The following is a 13,565-nucleotide window of genomic DNA, read 5'->3' on the forward strand; positions in this document are numbered from 1 at the left end:
CAAAGCCCGCACTACTATTAGTGCGGGCCAGCCCATACCTATTCGATTATTTCCACACGTACGCTTTTTCTTCCCCACTGAAGGGCATCGCCCTGGCTTGGAATGAACACATCGATTGAATTTCCATTGATGCCTCCGCCTATGTCTGCTGCTATTGCAGTTCCATAGCCTTCCACTTTTACGATGGAGCCAAGCGGAATGACACTTGGGTCGACTGCAATCACTTTCGCATCAGGGTACTTCTTTAAATCCAGACCCATCCTGGTCACACCTGAGCAGCCTTCACAACTTGCTGTATATGCTGTGCTTTCCACAGTCATTGTTTTACCTGCCGCTGTGCCGCGCTTCGCCTTTCGATCAAGCGCTGCTCTCGTTGCAGGTCCGGCAATTCCGTCCGCAGCCAATCCCTGCTGTTTTTGAAAGCTCTTGACAGCGCTCACTGTACCATTTCCATAAATACCATCTAAGTTAGCTTTATAGTGACCTGTTTGTTTTAATTGATATTGAATTTGGATGACCTGTTTTCCAATGTCCCCATATCTCAGTACTTTTAATGCGTGGTTTGTCTGCGGTCCTGCAATACCATCAGCCTTCAAATTGCGCTTACGCTGAAAATCCTTGACGGCTTCCACTGTGATAGAACCATAGTATCCTGTTGATGTATGGTATGGGAATACCCCTTTTGTCATCAGATAATCCTGCAATTCCGCGACATCAGATCCTGATGATCCTTTGGCAAGTGTCCGATCCCCAAGCGCCGCTTCTGTAAACGAAGGAGCAGCCAGCATGAGAACCACAGCCACGATGGCCATCAGCATGTTTCTAAATCTTATTAACATTAAAAAACCCTCCCCAATTTCTTTTGATATAAAAGAATTCGGGAGGAAATGACATTATTCGAGTGTAGCAAACAGAATCACAACGTTCGTCCCTCTATCATCCATTATATTGCAATAATGTGTTCTAATCTGTCTGCGTATATATTACCCAATTCTATGAGAAGAAGCTGAAGACCTTCATCTTCAGCAATTTGAGCTATTTCCAAATATCCATGTACATTTCTAGTATTTTTTGTCATCAACAGCAAATTAAATCAAGAGATAGCCTCTTCATTCAGATAACACTTCATTCCACCAAAGCCTTATTTATATGAAAAAATTTCTTTTTCCTTATAAAGCTATTTCTGCGCTATTTGAATAAGATTCCCGCACGTATCATCGAATACAGCCAATGTGACGTCCCCCATTACTGTTGGCTTCATAGTAAACTTCACTCCGTGGTTTATTAATCGTTTATACTCTTCGTGAACATCAGCAACGCCAAACATTGTGGCCGGAATTCCTTCTGCAAAAATCTTCCTTTGATATTCTGTGGCAGCCGGATGTACATTAGGTTCCAGCAAGAGCTCCGTACCATCTTGATCTTCGGGAGAAACCAGGGCGATCCACCTGTGTTCCCCGACTGGGATGTCATGCTTTTTTACAAACCCCAGCGTTTCTGTATAAAATTTCAATGCCTTCTCCTGATCCTGGACGAAGATACTGGTAACAATAACTTTCAACATGTATTTGCCTCCTATGATAAAGGTAATGGGCTTACAGCAAAGCCGGCACGTACCTCTGTGAATCCCTATTCCACTTTTAGCAAGTTACTCCAGCCATCCTTCCAGCAGATTCTTAAGTGGCTGGTTATTAAAAATAATTACCCGATATTTTCCCTTTCGTTCGGATCTAATGAGCTGTGCATCTTCCAATACTGAAAGATGTTTAGCTATTGCCTGCCGCGAAATGGAAAGGCCGTGCTTCATAATGAGACGAGCCGTCAATTCATATAGCGTCATCTCTTTGCGTTCGGAAAGTTCGTCCAATATAAGCCGCCGGGTCGAATCACCAAGTGCTTTGAATATCGCGTCTTTGTCCCAATTCATATTATGATTATAAGCAACCATTTGGTTACTTGTCAATACAAGCAACCTAAAAGTTGCCTAATAAAAGTGCCGTATCGATCTTGACAGTAATCACCGAGAACAAGTCTTAGAGGTTTAAGCCAAAGAACTGCATACATCATTCTGTATTGGTAAAAAATACGGAAGAGGTGAGAACAATTGGAAAATGATAATTTAAAGCTTACATCTTCCGAAATAGGAACACTATGGGGGGAGTATGTAAACGGAACAATGACCGAGATCGTAAATAGATATATGATTTCAATTATAGAAGACGAAGAAATAAAACAAGTTTTTGAAATAGCCATTAAGACAGGGGAAAAGCAAAAGAAACAGCTTGTTTCCTTCATCGAGAAGGATGGATTTCCAGTTCCCATTGGGTTTACAGAGTCCGACCTCAATAAAGGTGCAGGGAAATTGTTTTCAGACATATTCTGCCTAAATTATTTACATATTATGACTATCCATGGATTGTTAGGTCATACAACCGCTTTATGTGTTTCGGTCAGAAAGGACATACGGGAGTTTTACAACTCATGTGTAGATGATGCCAAAAGCATGTACGACTTAACCATTGAGCTGCTTCTGAAAAAAGGAGTTTTTCAGAGAGATCCCTATTTTTATCCTGCCGAAAGCCCTGAAATTATTACTGCAACAGACTTTACTGATGGATTTTTCGGAAAAGGAAGACGTTTATCTTCTACAGAAATAATCAGTATTTCCCTTAACATTAAAAAGGGAGTTATGGCAAAAGCACTTTCCATCGGATTCAGCCAAGTCACAGAGTCGAAAGAGATTAGGAAATTTTTTGAGGAGCTGGAAAAAGCCGCCGATGAAAACCTGCAGGCCCTTTCAAAAATATTGCACAAGGATAACTTGCCAGTCCCAACTTCATTGGAATCAGAGATTACCACATCAAAGGACTCTCCATTTTCCGATAAATTAATGCTATATCATATGGGTTTCCTGGTTCAAACCGCACAAGTATATTACGGGACGGGCCTAGCCGGATCCATGCGGACAGACCTGGCCTTAGCTTATGAAAAAGCAATCCTGAAATCATTGGGAATCACCCGAAAATGGTTCGGTATTATGGTGAGGAACAAGTGGTTAGAACAGCCTCCTCTTGCTCCCAATAGAAAAGAACTTGCACAGGACAAATAAGTTATCCCCTCATTTTGTGGGGGTTTTCACAGTCCGGCAGCTGAGCCGAGCCTGGCTTCTCGTTTCCAGCTTAATCTCCTCCCCCGCCGCAGCTTGAGCAGGAGCTGCAGGAAGAGCAGGAACTGCCTGAACTGCCCGAACCGCAGCTTGTACCGCTTGATGAAACCTTGCTGCTGATTTTCATGTAACTGGAAAAATTATCATAATGAAAATACGATACAGATAAAAAAGGAACCAGCATTGCGTTATAGTTTTGCTGGTTTTTTCTTTTTCTCATCATTTCTTGTATGATGCTTTTTTCATAGTTTTTTACTTTCTTTGCTGTTTTTTTCATGGCAGAAATGAGCGAGAGCACCGTATTCATATATTGGCTATCGCTCTTAAAATAGAGCTCTTTTAGTTCATTTTCCGGCAAATTCTTAAAATCATCAATTATATTTGGAGGTACAGGGAATCTGTAAAACCCCTTATAAAGATGGATATTTTCCTTTCTTATGAAAAAGAGCTCACCATACACCCAATCAAAAAATCCGCGCAAATCAGGTTGAGGCGACTGGTTTAAATTTGGACTATGATGAAGAATGCTTCCCAAATATCCTTTTGAAAAATCACCATACTCACGGGTAAACATGAGCATATGATGCCACAGGCCATCGACTTTTTCACTGAACATAGGGGACTCTTTTAAAAGAGAAGTCATAATAAAGTAGCGTTTTAAATCCAGCAGACGCCAGCTGTACTCATTTTCTTTTAGCTTAATTTCTTTCCTTACCCTCTCTTCTACATTCCCCATGTAACTGCTGCTAAGAGATTTCTCCAGGTGATCACATAGCTTTTTCAACCCTTTAATCGGTTTTATGTCTAAAGATTTCGGAGATAAACCAAATTTAAATGAGAGTTTCTTTCGCAAAAAGAAAATAAACCAGATAACCACTGCAAGCAGGAGTAACCAGACCATGTAATCCCTCCTTCTACCATTCTTTGTTACTATTACGAATCCCATTGCCGGAAGTTCCATATTTTCGCAATATAATTTCCTTATCACAAAAAGAAAAGGCTGCCTTAGCCGGCAGCTGCCCAGATATGTACCATTTAAGATAAAATCACACCCGCAAAATTCCCCTTCAGGACTTGTTTCTCATTCTGGTTTGTACAAAGGAAAGATGCGGCTATGGCCATTCTATTTTGATCCTTCTCTTCATATCTATCGATCGTTACTTCGCAAAGAATTGTATCTCCTGTAAAAACAGGTCTCAAAAACTCAAAATTCATCGTACGTGCCAGCACATTTGCGTCACCGCCTATTTTGGTCGGCAGAGTGGCCGTTAATAACCCTTGTACCACAAGCCTCCCCTGTTCATCCGGGGTTATATGGTGAATTCCTTCATCACCTGAAATCTTTGTGAATAGTTCAACATCCCTTTTGGTAAAAGTCCGTTCAAACGTAATTACGTCTCCAACATTTAATGGCATAAACATCCCCTCCGAAGGTTTTACAATATTAGCTCAGTACCTTAACCAATTCAATTTCATCTCTAATCGGAATACCATCATTTCCAATTAAGGGGATCTCAGGCTTTACCTTTCTTGCTTCCTCAACCGCATTATGAATAATCTTGGACAGGAAAAACCCTCGTTTCTGATAAAACTTCAATGATAATAAATTATCATTGGTTGTTATAAGTTTTACGATTCTACAATTTTTCTTTTTAGCAAGATTTTCAACTTCCTGCACTAACGATGTACCTATCCCCTTACCTTCTTCCGTACTATCCAAAGATATAATTTCACATTCCGTATTTTTAATTATGTAGGTTATTAAGCCAATGATTTTGTCTTCATTTAGAACAGCAAAACCATCTAATGCACTGCAATCATAAACCCCACTGGAAATAACCATTTCCGGGCTCCCCCAATGCAGCTTAAAAAATTCTATTATTTTATTTTTCGGTAAGTCCTCAACTGTGTAAATATTCATTTTTAGCCACCTTAAATGTTATCAAGTCTATCTTAATTATCTTAAATGGTCATCCAGTTCACAACCTTTTTATTCCATTTCACTTAGAAGGAAGCCCAATTGAATTCCTAAATCCCCTATAGCAAACAGCAGCTCTAATGTTACAATGGAATTAATGGAATATTTTAGGAATGGGGAGTTAGATGATGGAGGACGTTATATTAGAAATTAATGATTTGAGAAAGAGCTATGGTCCGAAGTCAGTGCTAAACGGCGTCTCTTTTGGGGTGAAACGCGGAGAAATCATCGGATATATCGGCCCGAACGGCGCTGGGAAAAGCACCACTGTCAAGATCATGCTTGGCATTGAAGATGACTATACTGGACAGGTCAACATCTTTGGCCAGGATATTTCAGATGGAGATATCGAGTATAAAAGAAAAATAGGATATGTTCCTGAAATTGCGGAAGTGTATGATAATTTAACCGGCCAGGAATACTTAACCTTTGTTGGTGAATTGTATGGTCTTGATTCCGGCCTTGCCAGCAATAAGGCAAAAAGCCTGATGGAGCTTTTCGGCATAGGGGAAGTCTATCATTCACGGATCGCTTCGTATTCAAAAGGAATGCGACAAAAGCTCCTTATTATCTCGAGCCTGCTGCATGATCCGGAACTTCTCTTTTTCGATGAACCCATCAATGGCCTGGATGCAAATAGTGTCATGATATTCAAAGAAATCATGGCGCAGCTCGCCGAACAGGGGAAAACGATCTTTTATTCCTCACATATCATGGATGTGGTTGAAAAAATCAGCAGCCGCATTATTCTCCTGCATGATGGAAGAATCGCAGCAGACGGCACCTTCGATGAGCTAAAGCAGCAAAATACGGAAGGTTCACTCGAACAGATCTTCAACCAGCTTACGGGATTCAGTGAACATAAGGAACTTGGTGCCCGGTTTGTGTCAGCTGTAAGGGAGATGTAGGGATGCAGGACTATCGCACTCTGAAACTATTGGATCGTTTTGAGCGGGTTTTTAATAGCTTTGGCGTAGATTACAAGGTTATGAGGAGACTCCTGCAGGTAAAGCTGACGATGGATGGACGGCGCGTGCCCACCATTTTCTCGCAGAATGCAAAAAAAGAAAACAAAGAAAAGAATAATCAGTACATAAAATCTTTATGGGTTTACGTATTGTTCAGTTTGTTCTTAATTCCATTTGTGCTTATGGGAGACAATTACCTATTCCAGATGAGCCTTTTTTACGGGATTTTCACCTTTTTCGTTATGACCTCCATGATTTCCGATTTCTCTTCGGTATTATTGGATGTCCGGGATCGAAACATCCTGTTTCCAAAGCCAGTCGGCCGAAAAACAATCAGCACGGCTAAAATGGTGCATGTTACGATTTATCTTTCTTTCCTTACCATTGCGCTTGCCGGTATCCCTTTGATAGTGGGACTATTCAAAAATGGGCCCTTATTTTTCCTTCTTGCTGCCGTAAACATCATCCTGATTGATTTATTGGTTGTTGGTTTAACCGCGCTGATCTATTTATCAATACTGCGGTTCTTTGATGGGGAAAAATTAAAAGATATCATCAACTATGTTCAAATCGGGCTTTCCCTGATGATCATGGTTGGGTATCAATTGCTTATACGGTCATTTGAGTTCATTGACTTAACGGTCTCTTTCCAGCCTAGCTGGTGGCAGGTATTCATTTTCCCGATGTGGTATGGCGCAAATATGGAAATGCTGTTGAAGGGGGCTTTCGATCCGGTTTATCTCCTTTTTTCAGCATTATCACTCCTAATTCCGATCCTGTCCATCTGGATTTATATGAAATTTACCGACACCTTCGAGCAAAGCCTGCAAAAGCTTGCTTATCACGGAAAAGCCAAAGTAACGAAGCGGAGTAAAGCAGGGCAAATCCTTCTTAACATCACTTGCCGCTCACCGGAGGAGAGAGCCTTTTTCCGCTTTGCCGGCAGCATGATGAAAAATGAACGGGACTTTAAACTGAAGGCCTATCCGTCACTTGGTTTTTCCATCGTGATTCCGTTTATTTTAATCATAAATACTCTCCGTGAAGATTTTGGACAGCTATCTGACAGCAAGTCCTATATAACGATTTATTTTAGCTTGATCTTTATTCCGACCATCATGATACTTCTAAAGTATTCAGGAAAATATAAGGGGGCCTTTATTTACCGGGTTGCCCCTCTCGAATCGTTAAAGCCGGTGTTCAGCGGCACCATCAAGGCATTTATTTTTAAATTATATCTGCCGGTCTACCTTATTCTAAGTGCACTATTCCTTTTCCTGTACGGGACAGGAATTCTGCCGGACCTTATCGCCGTATTTATCAGTGCCTGTCTATACTCAGTCATTTGTTTTATGGTATTAAAGAAAGCCCTGCCCTTTTCGGAATCGTTCGATGAATACAACCAAAACGGAAATAGTGCCATTATCTTTGGATTGATGCTGTTTGTAGCATTACTTGCAGGCTTGCATTTCGCGAGCACTTTCTTGCCATATGGAATCTATCTGTATTTGGGGATATGCAGCATTGGTCTCATAACTTGTTGGAGTCTGGCTTTCAATGTTACATGGGAGAAGATTATCAAAGGGTGATCCCCTGGAGAATTCAGGAGTACTGGATCAACATTTAAGCTGCCACTTTTGGCGGCTCTTTTTTATCTGTCACCTGCTATTTTGTACGAATTAAAGCCTTCAAAAAAAATAGACATCCCGAAAAAGGATGTCTTCTTATGTTTTAATCAGCTGAACAAAAACTAACATGATAAATGATATTCCGATCATACACGCAACCCATAACCAGGCCATCTCCATATTGCCAGAATCAATGGCTACATAAATAGCGGTTGGAATCGTTTGTGTTTTTCCCGGAATATTGCCGGCAAACATTAAGGTAGCTCCGAACTCTCCCAATGCCCTGGCAAAGCTTAAGATGCCGCCTGAAATAATGGCCTTGTATGAAAGAGGGATCGTGATATTCATAAATAACTGAATATCATTCGCTCCATCTACCCGTGCCGCATTTTCAATGTCACGATCAATCGCTTCAAAGCCTGTCTTGGCAGACTGATACATAAGAGGAAATGCGACAACCGTCGAAGCAATAACAGCGGCCCACCAGGTAAACATAACCGGCTGTTTAAAAATAAACTCAATGAATTGGCCTGCAAAACTGTTTCTTCCAAAAATGACAATCAGCAAGAACCCTACAACAGATGGCGGTAAAACTAATGGCAACAGAAAAGCGGTCTCCGCAAGGGCTTTCCCTTTAAATCTTTTATTTGCCATCGTCTTACCTGTGATAACGCCCAGAATAACGGCTAATATTCCTGAAACAGAAGCAATTTCGGCAGATAATAGGACTGGTGACCAAAAATCAGTAGACATTTATTATTTCAATCCTTTAAATCCATACTCTTCAAAAATACCCATAGATATTTCATTTTGAAGATAATCATAGAACAGCTTAGCTTCCTCTGGATGACTTGTATCTTTAATCACACCCAAAGGATAAATGATAGGGTTGTGAGTGTTCTCATCTGCCGTGTCCACCATATCAACCTTTTCAGATATTAACGCATCCGTTTTATAAACAATTCCGGCATCCACATTATTAGTCTCTACATACGTAAGGACCTGGCGGACATCTTTGGCAGGAACCACTTTTTCTTCTACCTTGTTCCAGATATCCATATTCTCTAATAATTCCTTTGCATATTTCCCGGCAGGAACCGATTCCGGTGTGCCGATGGACAACTTATCTGCCTGAGTGAGATCATGAAACGAATCGATTTTCGAATCCTTTGGCACCACTAGAACAAGCTCATTCCCGACCAGGTCCATTCCATTCTTCTCTTCAATCAGCCCGTCATTCACCAGTTTATCAAATTTATCCTCTGCAGCTGAAAAGAAAAGATCCGCGGGTGCTCCCTGGGAGATTTGCTGTTGAAGAGAACCTGAAGCTCCAAAGTTAAAGTTGATCCGCACATTGGGATGTTCTTTTTCGAACCTTGCTTCGATCTCCGTTAAGGCATCCTGCAGGCTTGCCGCTGCTGAAATAGTCAGTTCCACACTCTCTCCGGCTGCATCCCGCTGCTCTTCACCTGTATTTTCAGACTGACATCCAGCCATTAATAAAAAAAGGACCATTGATGAAAAAAATAACAGGAATTTCTTTTTCATTATGTATCTCCTTCTCTAAATAGTTATATCTAGTAATAATTAATTATAACTACTTAAAGGGACACTGGCGAATATAATCTTTTCCATTTGGAAAAATCCTTGCTCCCAGCCAACTCCTGAGTGTAGGTTATTTCCATCAAATTTTAGCATGGTTCCTCTGTTTCGGCTGCTGCCACTTCCAATTGAATCCGCTTCTGTACCATTGCAGACAAAAAAGAAATATAAGCAGAATATCCACTGCGTCCCCGCCATAATACATGATCATGCCGCCGCTTTCCGCCTGTGCTGCCGGCACTCCAGCAGGTGAATCAGCATAAATATACTTTGAAAGAATCCCATGTCCCGCAAGAGCAGCCACTAATACAATGGCACGGTATATAAACGGTATCCGATGCGGGATCGGATCGAAGTAAACGATTGAAACAGTAAAAAGATAGCCCGCCAGGAAAACATGGAAATGCACGATCAAATGCAAAAGAATACTCTCATGCATAAGTGAGTAGAGATCTGTAGTGTACAATAACCAAAGACCGCCTATATTAAGGAGGGAGGCGAAAATAGGATTGGTAAATAATTGAGAAATCCTGCTTCTGAGCACTTTTGAAACCCTTCTGGCTAAGGGGACACTTAATGTCCGAAGCACGAGAGACACGGGATAGCCAAGTGCCATGAGCAAAGGCGCAAGCATCCCTAAAAACAGGTGACTAACCATATGAGCTGAGAAATCGGTATGGGCACGGTCTGCGAGAGGACCTGCGACTGATAGAATAGCCAGGAGAACTCCCAGCACCCAGCAAACCGTCCGGTATACCGGCCATGGAGTGTGTTTCCTGCCCGAAGCCACAGCAGCTATCCCGTACAGAGCCAAAACGATCACAAATGGCATAGCCAGGATCAGCTGGGGAAAGATCTCAGCGGCAAAAGATGCATCACTCTGATTATGATGGGTCATGGGAAACAGCCCTTTCCCGCTGTTTTCTTCCTGCACGTATAAGAAGGGCACCGCCGACAATAATCATAAACAGCGCTATTATATTCCATACCAGATCGTAAAGGAACACATTCTCGACATAACGAATCTGGTGAATCTGCATTAATTTATGCTGAATGGTCCCATCGTATAATTGAAACCCTCCTGCACCAAGCAGCATTCCTCCCCACCACCTCATCAGGCACAGTGCCTTCTTCCTGCGCAAATCAGCAAAAAGAAATAAGCCTCCAATGGTCGCAAACCAGCTGAAAGCATGAAACAGCCCGTCGGAGATCAAACCAATATCAGTTGTGGATTTGTCATAAAAATGATGCCAGCGCAGCAGCTGATGAATAACGGTCTCATCCATAAAGGCGGCAAACCCGATTCCAAAGAGTACACCAGACCAAATATTGTGTGCCAAAAAGGCAGAACGGTTTGGGTTCGCTTTACTTATTTCAGCAGACATTGCATGATTCCTCCCAGCTTCCTACTATGAGGTTTTGAATTCCTATACCCCTTTTTAGTGCAAACTATCAACCAAAACCCGATTTTCTAGTAACAAAAAGAAGCGCGTTCTTTTACAAACGCGCCTCCTGGTATACCTTTTAAAATATGCTAAAGAAAATCCTTCTCACTGCAGGCAATCCGAGTTTCACTGAACCTAAACTCTCAGCGAGCCGCGGAACCCCCTTGCAGCATAGTAGGAATCAGCTCCATTGTGATACACAAAGACCGTGTCATAGCGTCGGTCACAGAAGAGAGCCCCGCCAAGTTTTCTGATATGAGCGGGTGTCTGTACCCAGCTCGATGTTTTCTTATCAAAAGCTTCAAGCTCCTGAAGTTCCCGGTATTCCTCTTCCGTTAAAAGCTCCACGCCCATGGCAGCAGCCATATCCATCACGCTGTTTTCCGGCTTATGTTTTTTCCGTGCTTCCAATGCTTCACGATCGAAGCAAAGACTTCTGCGGCCCTTAGGACTTTCTGCTGCACAATCATAAAATATGTATTCGCCCGTCTTTTCATCATACCCGGCAACATCCGGTTCGCCGCCCGTTAGTTCCATTTCATTCAGCGACCATATTTTCTCAGGGTTAGCCTCAAGCCTAGCTTGTACATCCGCCCATTCCAGCCCTTCATGCCTATGCATATTCTTTTCAAAACGTGTTTTCAATGTTTGAAGCAATTCATCCTGCTGCTCTGGTGACAGCACCTTATTTCCCTTTGTCATATAAGTACCTCCTTTTTTCTTCATTATAATATAATTATGACCCTAAAGGGCTAGTTGATAAAAGCTGGAGCCGCATTTACTTTGCATATTTGGCTGTTTCGTCGGTTTCCCTTTTTTTGTTTCCTGCTGCCCTTGACTCAAATCCGATGGTTTCACCTCCCTGTGTCCGAACCTGAGCCAACTTCTGACTCAAACCCGACGTTTTCACTCTCCTGTGTCCGAACCTGACCAAACTTCCGACTCAAATCAGACGTTTTTCCCTTCCTGTGTCTGAACTTCAACCAACTTCCGACTCAAACCAGATGTTTTCCCCATCCTGTGTCCGAACCGGAACTATCCCGCTACACAAAAAAAACACTAACAAACGAATACATTTGTTAGTGTTTCCCATTCTATTATGAAGCTTGTTGTTCAAATCTTTCTTCAGCTGGAGGGTTGAATTGCCCTTCCCACTTAGCAATAACAATTGCCGCAAGTGAGTTCCCCACCACGTTAACCGCTGTACGTCCCATGTCAAGGATACGGTCGATGCCGGCAATAAAGGCAAGGCCTTCTGCAGGCAATCCAATGGTGCTGAATGTCGCCAGCAGCACTACAAAGGATACGCCCGGTACACCAGCCATTCCTTTCGATGTGACCATCAGCACTAGCATTAGCGTAATTTGCTGTCCGATGCTCAATTCAATCCCAAACATCTGGGCAATAAATAAAGAGGCAATCGCCTGATATAAAACAGAACCGTCCAGGTTAAAAGAGTAGCCTGTCGGAATAACGAATGAAGAAATATGTTTCGGGCTTCCCGCTTTCTCCATTTTATCCATGATTCTTGGAAGAACTGTTTCCGAGCTTGCTGTAGAAAACGCCAAAATTAATTCCTCTTTGATCATCTTCAATAATTTAAAGATGCTGAACCCGACAATTTTCGCCATAACTCCCAGAACAACAAGAACAAAGAAAATCATGGATCCATATACAGTGAGCGCCAGCTTGCCTAATGGAATCAGTGAGGCGAAACCATACTTGGAAATCGTAACACCAATTAAGGCAAATACCCCGATCGGTGCATACTTCATAAATAGGTTTGTTACATAGAACATCGCCTTAGCCGTACCTTCGAAAAATCTCAGAACAGGCTTTCCAACATCTCCAATTGCTGCGATTCCGAGTCCAAATACAACAGCAAAGAAGATAATCGCCAGCATATCGCCTTCAACCATGGCTTGTACCGGATTAGTAGGCACAATATGCAAGAATGTATCCGCTACGGACTTGCCTTCCTGCTCTTTATTGGTTTCGACATAGCTTGAAATGTCACTTTGCTGCAGGCTGTCCATATTCAGGCCGGCACCTGGCTGAAATACATTCCCGGCGATTAAGCCAACCACAATGGCAACCAATGTCATGCCAATAAAATAGGTCAATGATTTACCGCCAAGCTTACCAACAGATTTTAAATCACCTACACCAGCAATGGCAACGATAATCGTGGATAGTACAATAGGAACCACAATCATTTTAATTAAACGGATGAACAGATCGCCAAATGGCTGTAAGGCACTTTGCGCTGCTTCATTACCGTAAAAAATACCGCCAACCACAATCCCCAGGACAAGACCGATAAAAATTTGAGTGGCTAAACTTAATTTAATTCTTTTCATCAATTACCCTACCTTCTTGTTTAGTTTTAACGTGCTGCGCAGGCAAGGGAAACAAAGCTGATCTCAAAAAAGAAAATTGACAATTGTCAATTCACCCTGATTCATATTCTCTTATGTTTCCTTAAACGCTGACGAGGTTAGCTTTCGGGTTAGGACTGTGGAAACAGTAAGCCCTTCCATCTTTTGGATTCACCCCGTGCGGAAACTCCGCCGTAATTAATGGGTCCCCCGTTCTTAAAATAAGATTAAGCATAGAACACTAAATCATTATATTATCCCAAGATAATTTTTGTAAATAGTTAAGTATTCCCGGTATAAAACAAAAAGCACTTGGCTCCACCTGCGCCAAATGCCATGATAGCCACACACGCTACCCCCGCTACATCTAAATTAGCATCTTAGTATTAAGAATATTGAA

15 protein-coding genes and 1 riboswitch are annotated in these 13,565 nt (G+C 42.0%); of the genes, 3 read left to right on the forward strand and 12 right to left on the reverse strand.

All coding sequences use genetic code 11. The features are described from left to right. Positions 1-38: 38 nt before the first annotated feature. The 3 genes from LLY41_RS20000 to LLY41_RS20010 all read right to left on the reverse strand — a co-directional run bounded on the left by LLY41_RS20000 (position 39) and on the right by LLY41_RS20010 (position 1,927). A complete protein-coding gene (locus LLY41_RS20000; protein WP_095244155.1) occupies positions 39-839 on the reverse strand; it encodes a peptidoglycan-binding protein in 801 nt (266 codons plus the stop codon). 338 nt (positions 840-1,177) lie between these two features. Then, complete coding sequence (locus tag LLY41_RS20005) at positions 1,178-1,561, reverse strand: VOC family protein (RefSeq protein WP_095244184.1); 384 nt, start codon at positions 1,559-1,561, stop codon at positions 1,178-1,180. Positions 1,562-1,648: 87 nt separating this feature from the next. Next, the gene (locus LLY41_RS20010; RefSeq protein WP_048009762.1) at positions 1,649-1,927 is read right to left on the reverse strand and encodes an ArsR/SmtB family transcription factor; all 279 of its coding nucleotides are present in this window, start codon (positions 1,925-1,927) and stop codon (positions 1,649-1,651) included. Positions 1,928-2,104: 177 nt separating this feature from the next. Between LLY41_RS20010 and LLY41_RS20015 the strand changes: the two genes are divergently transcribed. Then, the gene (locus tag LLY41_RS20015; protein ID WP_304586377.1) at positions 2,105-3,109 is read left to right on the forward strand and encodes a DUF3231 family protein; all 1,005 of its coding nucleotides are present in this window, start codon (positions 2,105-2,107) and stop codon (positions 3,107-3,109) included. Positions 3,110-3,179: 70 nt separating this feature from the next. Here the strand turns inward: LLY41_RS20015 and LLY41_RS20020 are convergent, their stop codons facing one another. The 3 genes from LLY41_RS20020 to LLY41_RS20030 all read right to left on the reverse strand — a co-directional run bounded on the left by LLY41_RS20020 (position 3,180) and on the right by LLY41_RS20030 (position 5,087). Continuing rightward, complete coding sequence (locus LLY41_RS20020; RefSeq protein ID WP_304586378.1) at positions 3,180-4,067, reverse strand: glycine-rich domain-containing protein; 888 nt, start codon at positions 4,065-4,067, stop codon at positions 3,180-3,182. A gap of 134 nt (positions 4,068-4,201) precedes the next feature. Further along, on the reverse strand, positions 4,202-4,582 hold the full coding sequence (locus LLY41_RS20025; protein WP_304586380.1) for an FAS1-like dehydratase domain-containing protein: 381 nt from the start codon (positions 4,580-4,582) through the stop codon (positions 4,202-4,204). A gap of 28 nt (positions 4,583-4,610) precedes the next feature. Beyond that, positions 4,611-5,087, reverse strand: coding sequence for a GNAT family N-acetyltransferase (locus tag LLY41_RS20030; protein ID WP_304586382.1), 477 nt, complete (start codon positions 5,085-5,087; stop codon positions 4,611-4,613). Positions 5,088-5,272: 185 nt separating this feature from the next. Here LLY41_RS20030 and LLY41_RS20035 point away from each other — a divergent pair, with 185 nt between their 5' ends. Further along, positions 5,273-6,052, forward strand: coding sequence for an ABC transporter ATP-binding protein (locus LLY41_RS20035; RefSeq protein WP_304588071.1), 780 nt, complete (start codon positions 5,273-5,275; stop codon positions 6,050-6,052). 2 nt (positions 6,053-6,054) lie between these two features. Next, on the forward strand, positions 6,055-7,701 hold the full coding sequence (locus LLY41_RS20040) for a hypothetical protein (RefSeq protein ID WP_304586384.1): 1,647 nt from the start codon (positions 6,055-6,057) through the stop codon (positions 7,699-7,701). A gap of 135 nt (positions 7,702-7,836) precedes the next feature. Here LLY41_RS20040 and modB read toward each other — a convergent pair whose 3' ends face one another. The 6 genes from modB to LLY41_RS20070 form a co-directional block, all read right to left on the reverse strand. Continuing rightward, positions 7,837-8,493, reverse strand: a complete 657-nt coding sequence (gene modB / locus LLY41_RS20045) for a molybdate ABC transporter permease subunit (RefSeq protein ID WP_095244148.1) — start codon at positions 8,491-8,493, stop codon at positions 7,837-7,839. 3 nt (positions 8,494-8,496) lie between these two features. Next, positions 8,497-9,288, reverse strand: coding sequence for a molybdate ABC transporter substrate-binding protein (gene modA / locus LLY41_RS20050; RefSeq protein ID WP_304586386.1), 792 nt, complete (start codon positions 9,286-9,288; stop codon positions 8,497-8,499). 136 nt (positions 9,289-9,424) lie between these two features. After that, a complete protein-coding gene (locus LLY41_RS20055) occupies positions 9,425-10,240 on the reverse strand; it encodes a cytochrome c oxidase assembly protein (RefSeq protein ID WP_304586388.1) in 816 nt (271 codons plus the stop codon). Then, positions 10,227-10,727, reverse strand: coding sequence for a DUF2243 domain-containing protein (locus LLY41_RS20060; RefSeq protein WP_304586390.1), 501 nt, complete (start codon positions 10,725-10,727; stop codon positions 10,227-10,229). The genes LLY41_RS20055 and LLY41_RS20060 overlap by 14 nt, the downstream gene beginning before the upstream one ends. Before the next feature lie 195 nt (positions 10,728-10,922). After that, complete coding sequence (locus tag LLY41_RS20065) at positions 10,923-11,489, reverse strand: DUF4256 domain-containing protein (protein ID WP_304586391.1); 567 nt, start codon at positions 11,487-11,489, stop codon at positions 10,923-10,925. Positions 11,490-11,884: 395 nt separating this feature from the next. Beyond that, entirely contained in the window at positions 11,885-13,147 is a 1,263-nt protein-coding gene (locus LLY41_RS20070; RefSeq protein ID WP_048009638.1) for a cation:dicarboxylate symporter family transporter, read from the reverse strand. A gap of 111 nt (positions 13,148-13,258) precedes the next feature. After that, a riboswitch (cyclic di-AMP (ydaO/yuaA leader) is annotated at positions 13,259-13,409 on the reverse strand. Positions 13,410-13,565 lie beyond the last annotated feature (156 nt).

Source organism: Cytobacillus firmus (assembly GCF_023612095.1).
In the GTDB taxonomy this organism is placed as follows: domain Bacteria; phylum Bacillota; class Bacilli; order Bacillales; family Cytobacillaceae; genus Cytobacillus.

Bases quoted from the DNA above. Each gene is read 5' to 3' on its own strand.
- LLY41_RS20010 (WP_048009762.1), bottom strand. From the start codon at position 1,927: ATGAATTGGGACAAAGACGCGATATTCAAAGCACTTGGTGATTCGACC.
- LLY41_RS20070 (WP_048009638.1), bottom strand. From the start codon at position 13,147: ATGAAAAGAATTAAATTAAGTTTAGCCACTCAAATTTTTATCGGTCTT.
- LLY41_RS20065 (WP_304586391.1), bottom strand. From the start codon at position 11,489: ATGACAAAGGGAAATAAGGTGCTGTCACCAGAGCAGCAGGATGAATTG.
- modA (WP_304586386.1), bottom strand. From the start codon at position 9,288: ATGAAAAAGAAATTCCTGTTATTTTTTTCATCAATGGTCCTTTTTTTA.
- LLY41_RS20020 (WP_304586378.1), bottom strand. From the start codon at position 4,067: ATGGTCTGGTTACTCCTGCTTGCAGTGGTTATCTGGTTTATTTTCTTT.
- modB (WP_095244148.1), bottom strand. From the start codon at position 8,493: ATGTCTACTGATTTTTGGTCACCAGTCCTATTATCTGCCGAAATTGCT.
- LLY41_RS20030 (WP_304586382.1), bottom strand. From the start codon at position 5,087: ATGAATATTTACACAGTTGAGGACTTACCGAAAAATAAAATAATAGAA.
- LLY41_RS20035 (WP_304588071.1), top strand. From the start codon at position 5,273: ATGGAGGACGTTATATTAGAAATTAATGATTTGAGAAAGAGCTATGGT.
- LLY41_RS20055 (WP_304586388.1), bottom strand. From the start codon at position 10,240: ATGACCCATCATAATCAGAGTGATGCATCTTTTGCCGCTGAGATCTTT.
- LLY41_RS20000 (WP_095244155.1), bottom strand. From the start codon at position 839: ATGTTAATAAGATTTAGAAACATGCTGATGGCCATCGTGGCTGTGGTT.
- LLY41_RS20040 (WP_304586384.1), top strand. From the start codon at position 6,055: ATGCAGGACTATCGCACTCTGAAACTATTGGATCGTTTTGAGCGGGTT.
- LLY41_RS20025 (WP_304586380.1), bottom strand. From the start codon at position 4,582: ATGCCATTAAATGTTGGAGACGTAATTACGTTTGAACGGACTTTTACC.
- LLY41_RS20060 (WP_304586390.1), bottom strand. From the start codon at position 10,727: ATGTCTGCTGAAATAAGTAAAGCGAACCCAAACCGTTCTGCCTTTTTG.